This window comes from Plantactinospora sp. B24E8 (assembly GCF_039871735.1).
In the GTDB taxonomy this organism is placed as follows: domain Bacteria; phylum Actinomycetota; class Actinomycetes; order Mycobacteriales; family Micromonosporaceae; genus Plantactinospora.
Genome location: NZ_JBDPMH010000007.1, coordinates 1 through 15,975 on the forward strand (window position 1 = coordinate 1; position 15,975 = coordinate 15,975).

Here is a 15,975-nt window from a genome sequence, read left to right on the forward strand (position 1 = left end):
CTACGGACCACCGTGCCACTGCTCGCCGACGAGTACCGACGCAACCGCACCACCGGCGGTTTCATCATCATCGACGAGACCACGAACCGCACGGTCGGCGCCGGCATGATCGTCGAGGCCGGCTGAGTCGGTCGCCGGTCGGTCAGTCCGACCGGTTGCCGACCGACAGGCTGGTACGGGCGGCGAGGCGACTCCAGATCCGGTAGCCGAGCCAGCGGACCGCCGGGGCGGCCCGGCGCTGCAGTTGGCGCCAGCCGCGGAAGGCGAAGACCAGGTAGCCCGGGACGAGCAGCAGCCAGCCGAGGACCGGGACGAGGCTGCCGAGGACCAGCCCGGCGGCGACGGCGAGGCTGAGTAGCAGGCAGGTCAGGACCGGGGCGGACCGCGCCTGTCGGCGGAGTTGCCCGCGCAGTGGTGCCGGCTGTCGCCGCCAGGTCAGTGCGGCCCAGCCGGCGACGGCCAGCGGCACCGCCACCGCGACGGCCAGCCGGGCGGGCCGCCGCGCGTCGCCGAGTGCGTCGCCGAGCAGCGCGAACAGCAGCAGGTGTCCGAGACCGACCAGGGCCAGCATGTCGAACAGCCGCCAGCAGAGGGCGGCGACGATCGCCTGGTACGTCGGCGCGGCGGCGTCGGCCCGCTGCGGGTCGACGGTCAGCGCGGCGGTGAACTGCCGGGCGGCCCGCCCCGCCCGGTCCTGACCGGCGTCCAGCAGCGCGAGCTGGCGCAGCGCCGGCTCGTACCCGGGTTCGAGGGCGAGGGCCTGCCCGCAGGCGGCGCGGGCGGCCCGGAGCCGGCCCATCCGGGCGTGCAGCCGGGCGTCCAGCAGGTGCACCTCGGGCACCTGCGGGGCGAGTTCCAGGGCGGTGTCGGCGTGCCGCCGGGCGAGGACCACCCGGGTCGGGTTGCCGAGGGCGAGCAGTGCCTCCGCCAGCAGCCCGTGCGCCGACCAGGAGCGCGGGTTCTGCTCCAGCGCGCGGTGGGCGGCGCTGGCCGCGTGTTCCGGGTGGCCGGCGGCGAACAGGATCCGGGCCTTCTCGGCGAGCAGATGCTCCTGGGCGGTGGCGACACCGAGCGCCCGGTCCACCAGACGCATGGCCTCGGCGAGCTGACCGAGTTCCCGGTGGCACCGGGCCAGCTGGAGCATCACCCCGACGTGTTCGGGCCGCTCGGCGAGCAGGCCGCGGAGCAGGTCGGCCGCCTCGACGTACCGGCCGACCTGGGCCAGCGCCAACGCCCGCTGTTGGACGGTCACCTCGGTGTCGCTCACGTCGCCTCCCCCGGTCCGGGCGACACCCTATCGATCACGGGCGACACCCGTGCACAGCTGCCCGACCGGCCGCCAACCCGAACCGGTCGTCAGGCCAGGCGTTCGACGCCGGGGCCGGGGAGGGCGGTGAAGCAGTCGGGGGCGGCGAAGCCACGCTCGGCGTACGCGTCGGTGACGGCGGAGGTGACGGTGCCGGTGGCCGCCGCGTCGACCAGGGCGAGGACGCAGCCGCCGAAGCCGCCGCCGGTCATCCGGGCACCGTACGCCCCGGCGGTCAGGGCCGCCTCGACGGCGGTGTCCACCTCGGGCACGGTGATCTCGAAGTCGTCGCGCATCGAGGCGTGCGAGGCGGTGAGCAGCGGCCCGATCTCGGTCAGCCGGCCGGTGCGGAGCAGGCCGACGGTCTCCCGCACCCGCTGGTTCTCGGTCACCACGTGCCGGACGCGTCGACGTACCACCGGGTCGTCGAGCCGGGCGAGCGCGGAGTCGAGCTGGTCGACGGAGATGTCACGCAGCGCCGGTACGCCGAGCGCGGCGGCGGCGGACTCGCAGGCGGCGCGGCGGGCGGCGTACTCGCCGCCGACGTGCCGGTGCGGTGCCCGACTGTCGATCACCAGGATGGCGAGCCCGGCGGCGTCGAGGTCGAACGGCACGTGCTCGACGGCGAGCGAGCGGCAGTCCAGGAAGAGCGCGTGGTCGGCCCGGCAGCGGATCGCGGCCGACTGGTCCATGATCCCGGTCGGTACGCCGACGTAACCGTTCTCGGCCCGCTGGGCCAGGCCGGGGCGGTCCGCCACCGGCACGGTGAGTTCGCCGAGGTCGAGCAGGGCGGCCTGGACCGCCGCCTCCAGCGCCGCCGACGAGGAGAGCCCGGCGCCGAGCGGCACGTCGGAGGCGATCGCCAGTCGGGCGACCGGTACGTCGAGGTCCGCCTCACGCAACGCCCAGACCACGCCGGCGACGTACGCGGCCCAGCCGGTGACCCGGCCGGGCTCGGCGGCGTCGGCCCGGCCGAACGAGACCCGCTCACCGGCCTGCTCCGACCAGACCGTCCAGCGGCGTCCGGTGTCCGGGGCGGCGGCGACGACGGTACGCCGGGGCAGCGCGAAGGGCAGCACAAACCCGTCGTTGTAGTCGGTGTGCTCGCCGATCAGGTTGACCCGGCCGGGCGCCGACCAGACGCCGGCGGGCTTCTCGCCGTACGCCTCGACGAAGCCGGCGGTGGCGCGAGCCGTGACCGACGTCTCCGACCAGCCGGTCGCGGCCTGTTGCTCTGTCACGGCTACCCTTCCATGATCGTTCGTTGCTGACCGGATCGGTTTGTCTGGTTCCGGGGCGGTGGGGTCCGGGGCGACTGCCCGGAGCATTCCACCATGTTCCGCCAATTCTGAACAGAGCCGCACATCGACCCGTGACCGGGTACCCCCGGGTTGCCGGCGCCGGACGCCGCGGCTGTCTACCATTTCTGACATGCGGGAGTCCGGCAGTACCGGGCCCCGGCGCAGGCCGCCGGGGCGCCCACGAAGGCAACCAGGGCCGCTGGCCCGCGGCCTGGCCCGGGTCGTGGTGCGGGCCGCGGACGCGTCGACCCGGTTGGTGACCGCGCTGCTCGGCGCGAGCCCGACCGCCGGCCGGGAACGGATCAGCGAGGCGGAACTCCGGGATCTGGTCGCGGCCAACACCCTGCTCGATCCGGTCGAGCGGCGGATCATCGACGAGGTGCTGGTCTCCGGGGCCAGGATGGTCCGCGAGGTGATGATGCCCCGCACCGAGGTCGTCTTCCTCGACGCCCGGCTCTCCCTCAAGGAGGCCGCCCAGGTCGTCCGGACCGAAACCCACACCCGGTATCCGGTCGTCGACGGCACCCACGACGACGTGGTCGGCTTCGTGCACCTGCGGGACGTGCTGCTGCGGCCCGAGGACGACCCGTACGGGACGATCGGCGAACTCCGCCGCGAGGTCAAGACGGTACCCGGCACCAAACGGGTGCTCGCCACCCTCACCGAGATGCGCCGGGAGGGCCACCACCTCGCGGTCGTCGTCGACGAGTACGGCGGCACCGCCGGGATCGTCACCCTGGAGGACCTGATCGAGGAACTCGTCGGCGAGATCCACGACGAATACGACGTCGTACCGGAACCGACTCCGGTGGGCCGGCCGGCGGAGGTGGACGGACGGCTCAACCTCGCCGACTTCGCCGAACGCACCGGGGTTGTCCTGCCCTCCGGCCCGTACGAGACGGTCGGCGGGTTCGTGATGGCGGCGCTGGGCCGGCTGCCGGTCACCGGTGACGAGATCACCGTCCCCGGGGAGACGGTGACGGCCGCCGTCCCGGCCCGGGGCACCGGGGGTCCGGACAACAAGCGGTCCGAGGGGGGCTGGCTGTTGCGGGTGTTGGCGGTCGAGGGACGGCGGGTGGCCCGGGTGGCCGTCGTCGGGGTTCCCGGGCCGGAACATCCGGTCAGCGTGCCCGCAGCCCGTGGCACCGGGGTCGACAACAGCGGAGGACCGGCCGGCTGAGCGAAGACCCCGGGCGAGTTCCCGTACCCGGATCGTCACGTCGTCCAGTTCAGCCCCCCGATCCGGTGCGACGGTAACGGGCAGGTCCGACCCGGCCACCAGGTGGGCGGGGCAGCGGGCCGGGGAGCGCCGTGGCGGGGGCGACCCGGGCTGCTCAGTTGATCTGGAGTTTGCGCCAGGTGGCACCGTCGGAGGAGTAGGCGGCCCAGTTGGTGCCGAAGAGGTCGTAGGCGACGTACCCGGCCGGGGTGTGGGCGAGCCGGCCGACGCTGGGCAGGCTTCCGCCGGCCCGGGTGAAGGTGGCGCCGTCGTCGGAGCTGACGTACCAGTGCCGGTCGCCGCCGGTGAGCAGCAGCCGGCCGTCGAGCAGCGGGACCGCCGCCCCGGCCAGCCGGTCCGGCCCGCCGGTGGCGGCCACCCGGGCGAAGCTGCGGCCGCCGTCGGCCGAGTGGTACAGCGCCCGCAGGCTCCGGTCGGCGCCGAGGACGGCCGCGTACGCCTGACTGCCCAGGCCGGTCACCTCCACGGTGCCGGTCGCCCCGGCCGGGACGGCCGCGCCGGGCAGTTCGACGGTGCGCCAGTGTGCCCCCCGGTCCCGGGTCATCGCGACGGCCGGCCGCCCGTCGCGGACGCCACCGGCCCACCAGGCACCGTCCGGGGTGGCCGCCGGGGCGACCCAGCAGATGTCGAGGCCGGGTCGGGCCGGCGGGACACCGGCCCGGGGCCGGTCCGGTTGCCAGAGTTCCACGCCGAGACCGCACCGGCCGCCGCCCGGCCCGACCCGCAGTTGGCTCTGGGCGGTCGGCGCAACGGGGCCGTCCGCGGTTCCCGGGGCGACGGGAGCCCAGGTCTGGCCGTGGTCGGTGGAGGCGTACCCCCGGTCGGTTCCGGTGACCAACAGTCGCCCGTCGGCGAAGACGCTCAGGTCCAGGTCGGCCCGTCCGGCGCTGTCCGGCGGCAGCGCGACGTGCTGCCAGGTCAGCCCCCCGTCCGAGGTCCGGGCGACGGTGGCCGGGCAGGGGGTTGCGGTCGGGCAGCCGGCCAGCAGCCAGCCGTGGTCCGGGTCGAGGAACTCGACGTCGGCGATCGTGCCGGGGACGTACTCGACGCCGGGGTCGGTGAGCCCGTTGATGGTGAGGCCGGCCCCGGAGTAGACCGGCCCGCCGGTCGGCGTCGGCACCGCGTCCGGCGGCGGTTCGGCGACCGGCGGCGGAACACGGTCCGCCGACCAGGGTTGCAGGACCAGCCCGACCGCGACCAGTACGGAGAGCAGCGCCACGCCGCCACCACCGTTGGCCAGGGCCCGCCGACGCCGACGGCGGGCGGTCGCCCGGTCGTGGATCCGGGCGAGCGGCGGCTGGTCGATGCTCTCCAGCAACTCCGTCCGGCCCCGGGTCAGCCGTACGTCGAGGGGTGTCTGCCGGTCAGCCATGCCGCACCCCGGTTGGCCCCGCCCGGCGTACCCGGTTCGCCGGCCCGGTCCGGTCCGGTGCCGGTTGTCGATCGCCGGGCCCGGGCCGCTCGTCGAGCCCGTGGTAGTCGCCGAGCCGGGCGGCGAGTGCGGCCCGCCCCCGGGACAGTCGGGACTTCACCGTCCCGGTCGGTACGCCGAGCAGGGCCGCCACCTCCTCGACCGGCAGGTCGGCGAAGTAGTGCAGCACGATCACCTCCCGATAGCCGACGGGCAGTCCGGCCAGTGCCTCGCGCAGGTCGGTGCGTTCCGGGCCGGGCGCGGTGGCGACCAGGCGGTTCAGCGGACGGTCCCGGAGCAGGATGGTGTCCAGCAGTTGACGCCGTCGCCACCGTCGCCGTACCACGTTGACCGCGACGGTCCGCAGCCACGCCTCCGGGTTGTCCACGTCGGCGAGCCCGCGTGGCCGGGCGATCGCCCGGGCGAACGCCTCCTGCACCACGTCCTGCGCCTCGGTCAGGTCGGTGGTGAACGCGTAGACCTGCGCGACCAGCCGTCGGTAGCAGGCGTGGTACAGCTCGCCCATCGCCTCGTCCACCGCCGCCCGGTCGGTGCCGCGTCCGTCCCGGTCCCGTGCCAACCGCTGTCCTCTCCGGTCGGGCCGTTTCCGCCCCCGGTGACGTCCGGGCCGGACCCGGCGGGCTGCCCGTGCCCCGACCCGGCCGGCCGACCGTCGTCCCAGGGTACGAGTCGGGACGGCGGGGCCCGGTTCCCGGCGGTCCGGGGAAGTCGAGGCGACCGGGTACGAGTCGGGACGGCGCGACCGGGTTCCCGCCGTCCGGGGAGTTGGTGTGACCGAGCCGGATTTGGCACAGGGCGGTCGGGACAGGCTCCCGGGCGTGCTGTCAGAATTGCCGGCATGTCCGACGTTCCTGCCCGGCCCCGGGTGTTCTCCGGCATCCAACCGACCGCCGACTCGTTCCACCTCGGCAACTACCTCGGTGCGGTACGCAACTGGGTGACGATGCAGGAGACCCACGACACCTTCTACTGCGTGGTCGACCTGCACGCGATCACTGCTGGGCACGATCCGGCGACGCTGCGTCAGCGGACCCGGCTCGCCGCCGCGCAGTTGCTCGCCGTCGGGCTGGACCCGGAGCGGTGCACCCTGTTCGTCCAGTCCCAGGAGCCGGAGCACGCGCAGCTCGCCTGGGTGCTGAACTGCATCACCGGGTTCGGTGAGGCGAGCCGGATGACGCAGTTCAAGGACAAGTCGGCGAAGCAGGGCGCGGACCGGTCGAGTGTCGGGCTGTTCACGTACCCGATCCTGCAGGCCGCCGACATTCTGCTCTACCAGGCGGACGCGGTACCGGTCGGCGAGGACCAGCGGCAGCACCTGGAGCTGACCCGGGATCTGGCGCAGCGGTTCAACAGCCGGTTCGGGGCGACCTTCACCGTGCCGGCCCCGCACATCGTCAAGGACACCGCGAAGATCACCGACCTGCAGGACCCGACGGCGAAGATGTCGAAGTCGTCCTCGTCCCCGGCCGGGATCATCGAACTGCTGGACGAGCCGGCCCGGTCGGCCAAGAAGATCAGGTCGGCCGTCACCGACACCGGACGCGAGATCATTTTTGATCCGGAGCAGAAGCCGGGGATCTCGAACCTGCTGACCATCTACAGCGCGCTGACCGGCCGGACCATCGACGACCTGGTCCAGGCGTACGACGGCAAGGGGTACGGCGACCTGAAGAAGGACCTGGGTCAGGTGGTGGCGGAGTTCGTCGAGCCGATCCGGCAGCGGACGCACCACTACCTGGACGACCCGGCGCAGCTCGACAAACTGTTGGCGGTCGGCGCGGAGAAGGCCCGCGCGGTCGCCGCGGCGACGCTGCGCCAGGTGTACGACCGGATCGGTTTCCTGGCCGGCGTACGACACGACTAGCCGGACACGACGTCGTTCGTCGGGCCGGCGAGCCGTCGACGTGGCGGCCCGGCCGGGGACGGGACGTCACCGGCGGACGTGGTTTCGCCGGTTGGCACCGCCGGCCGGCGGAGTGTGGAGCAGAGGGGTGGTTCTCACGGACGGATCGGTGGATCCCGGCACTCCGATGACCCGGGTCGGGATCGCGGTGGACCTGCCGGAGCCCTGGTGCGGGATCCTCACCCGGCGACGGGCCGAGGCCGGTGACCCGCAGGCGGTGTACGTACCGGCCCACCTGACGCTGCTCGGGCCGACCGACATACCGGTGGCCAGCCTGCCGGCGGTGGAGCGGCACCTCGCCGCGGTGGCCGCCGCGCACCAGCCGTACCTGCTGCACCTGCGCGGGACCGGTACGTTCCGGCCGGTCACCGACGTGGTTTTTGTGGTGGTCGCGGCCGGGATCAGCGAGTGCGAACTGCTGGCGGGCGCGATCGGAGCGGCACCGGAGCTGCGGCGCGAGAGCCGCTTCCCGTACCACCCGCACGTCACGGTCGCCCAGGACGTCGCCCCCGAGGCGCTGGACCAGGTGTACGAGGACCTGGCCGACTTCTCCGCCGTCTTCAAGGTCGAGAAGTTCACCCTCTTCTCGCACCACGGGGACGCCCGCTGGCAGCCCCGTCGGGACTTCCCACTCGGCGGCTGACTCCGTCGGCTGCCCCCGTCGGCCGGTTCCGGCGCCGCACACCCCGGCCGGATGCGGCTTCCCGGTCGCGGCTCCCCCCGAAGCGTGGGCGGATGGGCAAGGATGACGGCGTGAACGCCGTGGAACGGGTGCTCGCCGACATCGACCGCCGGCTGACGGAGCGCCGGCGACGGTCGCCGTGGTTCGACACCCTGGCCCGGGCGGTCGGCCGTTACACGGATTTGCTCGGTGGCCGGCTGGCGGCGGCGATGGCGTACTACGGCTTCTTTGCCGTCTTCGCGCTGGGTCTGGTCTCGTACACGGTGCTCGGCACGCTGCTCGGGGACAGCGCGGAGAGCGGCCAGGTGATCGTGGACTTCATCCACCGGAACCTGCCGTTCGTCGACCCGGAACAGATCCGGCAGGCGAGCAGCCGCCCGGGGGTCATCGGCCTGATCCTGCTGGTCATCACCGGGATCGGCTGGGTGGAGTCGATCCGTTCCTCGCAGCGGTTGATCCACGGGCTGGACCAGCACCCGGGCTACTTCCTGATCCGGCAGCTCATCGACCTGGCGATCCTGCTCGGGATTTTTGTCCTGCTCGCGCTCTCGCTCGGTGCGGTGGACGTGCTGGAGTCGGTGCTGAGCGGGTTGCTCGGGGCCCGGTCGGTCGTCCTCCAGATCGCCAGCTGGTTCATGGCGTTCCTGGTGAACGTGCTGCTCGCCGCGGCGCTGCTGCTCGCCGTACCACGGCTGCGGATGAGTTTCCGGCGCTGGTTGCCGCCGGTCCTGGTGGTGGCGCTCGGCATCACACTGCTCAACTCGGTGGGCCGTTACTACGTGCTGCGGTGGGAGCGCAATCCGGCGTACACGGTGGTGGCTGGTGCCGTCGGTCTGTTGATCTACCTCTATCTGCTGAACCAGTTGCTGGTCTTCGGGGCAGCTCTGGCCGCGACCGGTCCGCAGGGGCGGGTCCTGGACCTGGCCGGCGGCGAACCGGTGATCGACCCGGCGGACCCGGAGCGCCGTCCGTCGGGCGAGGCGCCTGGGCGGCGGGACGACGACGCGGAGTGATCAACACCGCGAGAAGCGATCTCGGGGTGCTATTCCGGCAAAAGGTACGAACTGCCGAGGTGTCACCGGCATGATGAGCCCGTGGGTGCACTCGTGACACTGGAACTGCCGGACGACTCGCCGATCCTCGACCTGCCCTGGATCATCACCTTCGGGCCGCTCGACGACGCGGACGAGTGGGAGCCGGTGGTCTGCGGTCCGTACGAGCGTGACCACGCGCTGGCCCTGGCTGAGTCGGTGGTGGCCGACGAGGAGCTGATGGCGGTGGTCGAGCCGCTGCTGCCGAAGGTCTCCGCCGACGAGATCCGGGCCGAGATCACCACGGCGCAGCGGGCCGCCGAGGAGGAGGCGGCGCAGTTCGACGACGCCGCACTCTACGGCGACTTCGAGGACCTGATCACCGAGTCCGACGTCGGCGAGTCCACCCGGCGGCCGGCGCAGCCGCAACAGCCCCCGTCCGAGGCGGAGGTCCGCGCCGGGTTCGGCCGGATCGCCGCCCTGCTCACCGGGAACCGCTGACCGGCCGCGTCGCCGGTCACTCCCGGCCGGAGGCGCAGGCGCCGGGATGTCGGGCGGGTCTGGTGCAGCGGCGGCCGCCGGGTCCGTCGATCCGGGCGTCACACCAGATCCGGGTACGTCGTGACTGGTCGTCCTCCGGCGGCAGGGTCACCTCGCCGAAGTCGAGTACGTCAACATGCCGCAGCGAGTCCCGCAGTGCGGCGACCGGACCGACGGCGGCGACGTACGAGGTGAGCGTGGTCGGCAGGTGGATCACCCAGCGTGGCCCGGTCGCCAGTGGCCCCCGTTGCGGGGCGCCTGGTCTCGGCCGTGCCGCCCTTGCTGTTCGGGCTGCCGGTTCTGCCGTGGCGGGTCGGCGAAGCGGCAGCCGGTGTGCCGGGTGGCTCGGCGGCGCGGACGGCTAGGCGGCGGCCGCGACGACGAGCCGTGAACCGGGCCGCGCCGGTCAGACGGTGGTGGCCGTCGCGGCGAGGAGCTGGGCGAGCTCGACCGGCCGGGTGAGCATCGGCCAGTGCCCGGAGTCGATGTCGACCAGGTCGAGGTGCTTGGCCCTGGCGAGTTCGGGCAGGTCGCCGGCGTTGATCCAGTCCTGCGCCTGGGCGGGGGTGAACTCGGGGCAGACGAGGGTGACCGGTACGTCGTACCGTCGCTCGTCGGACAGCCGTACCACCCCCTTGGTCACCGTCTCCGGTACGGGGTGTGCGGCGGTGGCGAACGCCTGCCGGGCCTGCTCGTCGAGATCGGCGGCGTCCGGCCCCTCGAACGGGCCCCAACCGGGGAAGGGCACCACACCGTTCTCCACGGGGAAGAAGTCGGCGTAGCGCTTTCCGTCGGCGGCCGGGAATCCGCCGATCATGGCGACCCTGGCGATCCGCTCCGGTCGTGCGTCGACGGCCAGCCAGGCGAGCCGGCAGGCGGCGGAGTGCCCCACCACCATGGGCCGCTCCGGCGCCGCGTCCACGGCGGCGAGCACCGCCGCCACCTGGTCGTCGAGGGTGGCCGACGTCGATCCGTCCCCCTGGCCGGGGAGGGTGACCGGCACCGGGCGGTGGCCGAGTTTTTCGAGTGCCGGCACGACGTCGTCCCAGGCGGATCCGTCGAGCCAGAGGCCGGCGATGAGCAGGATGTCCATGATTATCGGTCTTTCTTCTGTGGGTTGGCCCGGTCGCGGCACACGCTAACGCCAATTCCGGACGATCCACTGCCGGATTTTCGTCCGCATCGACTACGGTTCCCGGGGTGTCCACCGAGTTGAGTCCCACCGCGCGGGCGCTGCGTACCCTCGAGATCCTGCAGAACCGCCCCGGCACGACCGCCGAGGAACTCGCCGGGCGGCTCGGTGTCACCGAGCGGGCCGCGCGGCGCTACGTCGGGATCCTCCGGGAGGCCGGCATCGCCGTCGAGTCCGCCCGGGGCCGCCACGGCGGCTACCGACTTCGGCGCGGGACCCGGCTGCCGCCGGTCGTCTTCTCCCAGGACGAGGCACTCGGCCTGGTCATGGCGGCCCTCGACGGACATCCGGGCGCCGGCGACGTCGACAACCCGGTGGGGGCCGCCCTGATCAAGGTCATCCAGGCGCTGCCCGAGAGCGTCGGGCGGCAGGCCGCCGCGCTGCGGGAGTACGCGTCCGCCGCACCCGACCCGTACTCGGCCCGGCCGGATCCGGCGACCACGGGTGCGCTGGTCGCCGCCGTCGCGGCCCGCCGCCGGGTGCTGGTCGGCTACCGCACCGGAGCCGGTGACGAGTGGGAGTCCGAGGTGGAGCCGTGGGCGGTGGTGACCCGGCACGGGCGCTGGTACCTGCTGTGCCACTCCCGTCGCGCGGACGCGGTCCGCACGTACCGGATCGACCGGATCCGCACGGTCCGGCAGACCCCGGAGGAGTTCACCCCGCCCGTCGACCTCGACCCGGTGATGGTGCTCGAGGAGCACCTGGGTACCGGGTGGCCGTTCGCCACCCGGGTGGTCTTCGACGCGCCGGCGACCGAGGTGGCCCGGTGGGTCCGGCCGCCGATGGGCCGGCTCGAACCGTCGGGGAACGGGTGCGTGCTGGTCGGCAGCACCAACAATCCGACGATGTACGCCCAGGAGTGGCTGGCGGGCCTGCCGTTCGCCTTCCGGATCGAGGGCGGGCCGGAGCTACGGACCGCGTTCGCGGCGCTCACCGCGCGGTTCGCCGCCGCCCTGGGCGACCCAGGTCAGGGCTGACGGAACCAACCGGCCGCGTCGACCGGCAGCAGCGGGCTGTCCCCGTCGCCGTCGACCAGGGCCGCGCTGGTGACCACGGGTACGCCGTACCCGCCGGTCGGCACCGGGGTACTGCCGAGGTTGACCACGCAGACCAGCTCGGGTCCGCCGGCGGTGCCGACCCGGCGGAAGGCGAGCACGTCCGGCTCGGTCGCCAGCCACTCCACCCGGGCCGTCGCCGGCAGTTCACGCCGCAGCCGCAACGCCGTCCGGTAGAGCTCCAGGGTCGACTCCGGCCGTCCGGTCTGGGCGGCGACCGAGAGGGCCCGCCAGGTCACCGGCGCCGGCAGCCAGGCCGGTGCGCCACCGTCCGGCCCGAAGCCGTACGGCGGCACGTCGCCACTCCATGGCAACGGCACCCGGCAGCCGTCCCGGCTCTGCCCGGTACGCGGGAACGCCGGGTCCTGGCGCAGCTCGTCGGGGAGGTCGAGCACCTCCGGCAGCCCGAGTTCCTCCCCCTGGTAGACGTACGCGGCCCCGGGCAGGGCGAGCATCAGCAGGGCGGCGGCCCGGGCCCGGCGCAGCCCGAGGGCGCCGTCGCCGTACCGGGTGACGTGTCGGGGCTTGTCGTGGTTGGACAGCACCCAGGTGGTCGGCGCGCCGACGATCGCCGCCTCGGCGAGCGCGGTGTCGACGACCTTGCGGAACGAGTCGGCGGACCAGGTCGCGTCCAGGAAGTCGAAGTTGAACGCCTGGTGCAGTTCCTCCGGTCCGACGTAGCGGGCGAGCCGCTGCGGGGTCTCGGCCCACGCCTCGGCGACCGCCATCCGGCCGCCCGGATAGCTGTCCAGGATGGGCCGCCAGGCGCGGTAGATGTCGTGCACCTCGTCCTGGTCGAAGTAGGGGAGTTGGCCCCGGCCGAGCAGTTCGATCTGCGGCTGCCCGGTGGTGAGTCTGCCGAAGCCGACGTCCGGCAGCCCTTCGGCCTTGATCATCCCGTGGGCCACGTCGATCCGGAACCCGTCCACCCCACGGTCCAGCCAGAACCGCAGGATCTCCTCGAACTCGGCGCGGACCTCGGGGTGCCGCCAGTCCAGGTCGGGCTGGGCCGGGTCGAACAGGTGCAGGTACCACTGGCCGTCCGGGACCCGGGTCCAGGCCGGACCGCCGAAGATGGACTCCCAGTCGTTCGGCGGCAGTTCGCCGGCCTCGCCCCGGCCGTCCCGGAACAGGTAGCGGGCCCGTTCCGCCGAGCCGGGCGGACTGGCCAGGGCCGCCTGGAACCAGGGGTGCGCGTCCGAGGTGTGGTTCGGGACGAGGTCGACGATGATCCGCAGGCCCAGCGCGTGTGCGTCGCCGATCATCGCGTCGAAGTCGGCGAGGGTGCCGAAGAGCGGGTCGACGTCGCGGTAGTCGGCCACGTCGTAGCCGCCGTCGACCATCGGGGAGCGGTAGAACGGGGTCAGCCAGAGCGCGTCCACCCCGAGGTCCCGCAGGTACGGCAGTCGACTCCGGATCCCGGCCAGGTCACCGACGCCGTCCCCGTCGCTGTCCGCGAAGCTGCGCACGTAGACCTGGTAGACGACGGCGGACTGCCACCAGTCGTCGGCGGACCGGGTTGGCGGGGGGTGCAGGCTCATCAGGGCTGTTCCGTTCCTCGTCGATGCAGGTGCAGTTGCCGCAGCGCGCCGACCCGCGGTGATCGCCAGAGCAGGATGCCGCGCGGACTCTGCAAGAGTCAAGCAAATCTTGCGCAAGGCAGATCGGTGCCGCCGGCGGCTCAGACCGGCAGTGCCAGCTCCGGGGAGGACGGCCGGGGCACCGCCGGGTCGGTGCTTCCAGCCGGACCCGGGGCCTGCCGACCCAGGCCCGGTACGACCGCGGTGGAACCACGGACCACCAACTCGGGGCGGAAGGTGTACTCCGAGTGCGGCGCGGCGTGCCCGTTGATCTCGTCGACCAGGGCGCGTACCGCGGCGACCGCCATCGCGGTCACCGGCTGTCGCATGGTGGTCAGCGGCGGATCGGTGAAGGCCATCAGCGGCGAGTCGTCGTACCCGACGACGGAGAGGTCGGCGGGAACGGACAGGCCGCGCTGCCGGGCCGCCCGGATCGCGCCGAGCGCCATCAGGTCCGACCCGCAGACCAGGCCGGTGACCCCCCGGTCGAGCAGCCGGGCGGCGGCCACCTCGCCACCCTCCACACCGAACAGCGAGAGTTCGGCCAGCTCGTCCAGCTCCTCGTCGGCCAGGCCGAGCAGCCGCTTCATCGCCGCCTTGTAACCGGCGACCTTGCGCTGCACCGGCACGTACCGGGCGGGGCCGGTGATCAGCCCGATCCGGCGGTGGCCGAGCGCGACCAGGTGGGCGACGGCGAGTTCACCGGCCTCCCGGTCGTCGCAGGAGACGAAGGGCGCCGGGATGTTCGGCACGTACCCGTTGACCAGTACGACCGGCAGTGGTCGGGCGATCAGTGTCCGGTACCGGGCGTGGTCGGCGGAGGTGTCGGCGTGCAGCCCGGAGACGAAGACGATCCCGGAGACCTGCCGGTCGAGCAGCATCTCGACGTACTCGTCCTCGGTGACCCCGCCCGGGGTCTGGGTGCAGAGCACCGAGGTGTAGCCGGCCTGGGCCAGTCCGGACTCGATGACCTGGGCGAAGGCCGGGAAGATCGGGTTCTCCAGCTCCGGCACGACCAGCCCGACCAGGCCGGCGCTGCGCTTGCGCAGCCGGGCCGGCCGCTCGTAGCCGAGGACGTCGAGCGCGGTCAGCACGACCTGCCGGGTCTCCGGCGCCACCCCGGGGCGGTCGTTGAGCACCCGCGACACCGTGGCCTCACTCACTTCGGCCTGGGCGGCGATGTCGGCCAGTCGTGCACGCATGGCCGCACTTTAACTTATCGGCAAGTTCTTGCGTAGAGGCTGCAAGCTCTTCCATTGGCTGCAACGTCTTGCTAACGTCCCGGCAACACGCAGCCCCACGTCCCGGCACCACGCAGCAGTCCAGGCAACCTCGCAGCAGCGGTGGTTCATGAACGGCAGCGGCGCGGTCCCGACGCCGGATGGAACAAGTCAAGAGTTTCCCCCACCCGGCCGGTCGCCGCGAGCGGCGGGCCGGACATGATTGACAGGAGTACCGATGCGCATCCGTACCGCGGGTGTGGTCGCCGTCTTCGCCCTGGCGCTGGCCGCTGCCGGCTGTGGCGGTGACGGCGAGCCCGCCACCTCCGAATCCCCGAAGGCCACCGGCGGCAAGCTGGTGATCTGGGCCGACGACAAGCGCACCGCCGCGCTCAAGCCGTTCGCCGAGAAGTTCGGCCAGGACAACGGCGTGACCGTCGAGGTGCAGGCGATCGCCAACGACGTCCTGCAGACCAACTTCGTCACCGCATCGCAGCAGGGCAGCGGTCCCGACGTGGTGGTCGGCGCACACGACTGGATCGGCAACCTGGTCCAGAACGGCGCCATCGAACCGGTGCAACTCTCCGCCACCCAGAAGAACGCCTTCAACCCCGCCGCGATGAAGGCGGTCACCTTCGGCGGCCAGACGTACGGCGTGCCGTACGCCATGGAGAACCTGGCGCTGATCCGCAACACCGCGCTGGCGCCGGAGGCCCCGGCGACCATCGAGGACCTCGTCGCCGCCGGCAAGCGGCTCAAGGCCGAGAAGAAGGTCAGCGAGGTGCTCTGCCTGCAGGTCGGGCAGAACGGCGACGCGTACCACATCTACCCGTTGTACAGCTCGGCCGGCGGCACCCTCTTCGGCACCACCGGGGACGGCGACTACGACCCGAAGAACCTCGGGGTCGGGACCCCGGAGTCGGTCGCCGCGTTCAAGAAGATCGCGGCGCTCGGCGAGAAGGGCGAGGGGGTACTGAAGCGCTCCATCACCCCGGAGAACTCGATCTCGCTCTTCACCGGCAAGAAGTGCGCCTACCTCGTCTCCGGCCCGTGGGCGACCAGCGACGTCAAGAAGGCCGGCCTCAGCTACGACGTCACCCCGGTCCCCGGGTTCGCCGGCGCCGGCCAGGCCCAGCCGTTCATCGGGGTGCAGGCGTTCTACGTGGCGGCCAAGGGGCAGAACAAGGCTGTCGCGCAGGAGTTCGTCGCCAACTACGTCTCCACCCCGGACCTCGCGGTGGCGCTCTACCAGGCCGACCCGCGCCCGCCGGCGCTGACCGCCGCCCTCGACCAGGTCAAGGGAACCGACCCGGACCTGGCGAAGTTCCTCGACGCCGGCCGCAACGGCGCCGTACTGCCGGCGATCCCGGCGATGGCGGCGGTCTGGGACCCGTTCGGCAAGGCCGAGGCCGCGGTGATCGGCGGCGCCGACGTGACCAGCACGATCACCTCCGCCGGCAAGACCATCGCGGGTCAGATCAAGTAGCCAGGCG

General features: G+C 73.0%; 15 protein-coding genes. 7 read left to right on the forward strand and 8 right to left on the reverse strand.

Annotated features, from left to right (window positions below; genetic code table 11):
- Positions 1-142: 142 nt before the first annotated feature.
- Positions 143-1,267: a tetratricopeptide repeat protein gene (locus tag ABGB21_RS13210; protein WP_347677937.1), complete on the reverse strand. Its 1,125-nt coding sequence runs from the start codon at positions 1,265-1,267 to the stop codon at positions 143-145.
- Positions 1,268-1,356: 89 nt separating this feature from the next.
- The gene (gene galK / locus ABGB21_RS13215; RefSeq protein WP_347653063.1) at positions 1,357-2,547 is read right to left on the reverse strand and encodes a galactokinase; all 1,191 of its coding nucleotides are present in this window, start codon (positions 2,545-2,547) and stop codon (positions 1,357-1,359) included.
- A 190-nt stretch (positions 2,548-2,737) separates the two neighbouring features.
- Between galK and ABGB21_RS13220 the strand changes: the two genes are divergently transcribed.
- A complete protein-coding gene (locus ABGB21_RS13220; RefSeq protein ID WP_347653062.1) occupies positions 2,738-3,787 on the forward strand; it encodes a hemolysin family protein in 1,050 nt (349 codons plus the stop codon).
- A 154-nt stretch (positions 3,788-3,941) separates the two neighbouring features.
- Here the strand turns inward: ABGB21_RS13220 and ABGB21_RS13225 are convergent, their stop codons facing one another.
- Both ABGB21_RS13225 and ABGB21_RS13230 read right to left on the reverse strand, forming a co-directional pair.
- Positions 3,942-5,219, reverse strand: coding sequence for a hypothetical protein (locus ABGB21_RS13225; RefSeq protein ID WP_347653061.1), 1,278 nt, complete (start codon positions 5,217-5,219; stop codon positions 3,942-3,944).
- Positions 5,212-5,838: a sigma-70 family RNA polymerase sigma factor gene (locus tag ABGB21_RS13230; protein ID WP_347653060.1), complete on the reverse strand. Its 627-nt coding sequence runs from the start codon at positions 5,836-5,838 to the stop codon at positions 5,212-5,214. Before ABGB21_RS13230 ends, ABGB21_RS13225 begins: the two co-directional genes overlap by 8 nt.
- 279 nt (positions 5,839-6,117) lie before the next feature.
- Between ABGB21_RS13230 and trpS the strand changes: the two genes are divergently transcribed.
- The 4 genes from trpS to ABGB21_RS13250 all read left to right on the forward strand — a co-directional run bounded on the left by trpS (position 6,118) and on the right by ABGB21_RS13250 (position 9,396).
- Positions 6,118-7,143, forward strand: coding sequence for a tryptophan--tRNA ligase (trpS, locus tag ABGB21_RS13235; protein ID WP_347677939.1), 1,026 nt, complete (start codon positions 6,118-6,120; stop codon positions 7,141-7,143).
- 166 nt (positions 7,144-7,309) lie between these two features.
- Positions 7,310-7,825, forward strand: coding sequence for a 2'-5' RNA ligase family protein (locus tag ABGB21_RS13240; RefSeq protein WP_347653077.1), 516 nt, complete (start codon positions 7,310-7,312; stop codon positions 7,823-7,825).
- Between the two features lie 110 nt (positions 7,826-7,935).
- Positions 7,936-8,877, forward strand: a complete 942-nt coding sequence (locus tag ABGB21_RS13245) for a YihY/virulence factor BrkB family protein (protein ID WP_347653058.1) — start codon at positions 7,936-7,938, stop codon at positions 8,875-8,877.
- Positions 8,878-8,958: 81 nt separating this feature from the next.
- Entirely contained in the window at positions 8,959-9,396 is a 438-nt protein-coding gene (locus ABGB21_RS13250) for a hypothetical protein (RefSeq protein ID WP_347653057.1), read from the forward strand.
- A 16-nt stretch (positions 9,397-9,412) separates the two neighbouring features.
- Here ABGB21_RS13250 and ABGB21_RS13255 read toward each other — a convergent pair whose 3' ends face one another.
- Both ABGB21_RS13255 and ABGB21_RS13260 read right to left on the reverse strand, forming a co-directional pair.
- Entirely contained in the window at positions 9,413-9,652 is a 240-nt protein-coding gene (locus ABGB21_RS13255) for a hypothetical protein (protein ID WP_347653056.1), read from the reverse strand.
- A gap of 189 nt (positions 9,653-9,841) precedes the next feature.
- Entirely contained in the window at positions 9,842-10,528 is a 687-nt protein-coding gene (locus ABGB21_RS13260) for an alpha/beta hydrolase (protein ID WP_347653055.1), read from the reverse strand.
- A gap of 107 nt (positions 10,529-10,635) precedes the next feature.
- Here ABGB21_RS13260 and ABGB21_RS13265 point away from each other — a divergent pair, with 107 nt between their 5' ends.
- Positions 10,636-11,604, forward strand: a complete 969-nt coding sequence (locus ABGB21_RS13265; protein WP_347653054.1) for a WYL domain-containing protein — start codon at positions 10,636-10,638, stop codon at positions 11,602-11,604.
- Here the strand turns inward: ABGB21_RS13265 and ABGB21_RS13270 are convergent.
- Together ABGB21_RS13270 and ABGB21_RS13275 are read right to left on the reverse strand one after the other, a co-directional pair.
- Positions 11,595-13,223 (reverse strand): glycoside hydrolase family 13 protein, encoded by a 1,629-nt coding sequence (locus ABGB21_RS13270; protein ID WP_347677941.1) that lies wholly within the window; start codon positions 13,221-13,223, stop codon positions 11,595-11,597. The two genes, ABGB21_RS13265 and ABGB21_RS13270, sit on opposite strands and share 10 nt — an antisense overlap.
- A gap of 140 nt (positions 13,224-13,363) precedes the next feature.
- The gene (locus ABGB21_RS13275; protein ID WP_347677943.1) at positions 13,364-14,464 is read right to left on the reverse strand and encodes a LacI family DNA-binding transcriptional regulator; all 1,101 of its coding nucleotides are present in this window, start codon (positions 14,462-14,464) and stop codon (positions 13,364-13,366) included.
- 256 nt (positions 14,465-14,720) lie between these two features.
- Between ABGB21_RS13275 and ABGB21_RS13280 the strand changes: the two genes are divergently transcribed.
- Complete coding sequence (locus tag ABGB21_RS13280; RefSeq protein WP_347653051.1) at positions 14,721-15,968, forward strand: maltose ABC transporter substrate-binding protein; 1,248 nt, start codon at positions 14,721-14,723, stop codon at positions 15,966-15,968.
- The last annotated feature ends 7 nt before the right edge of the window (positions 15,969-15,975 follow it).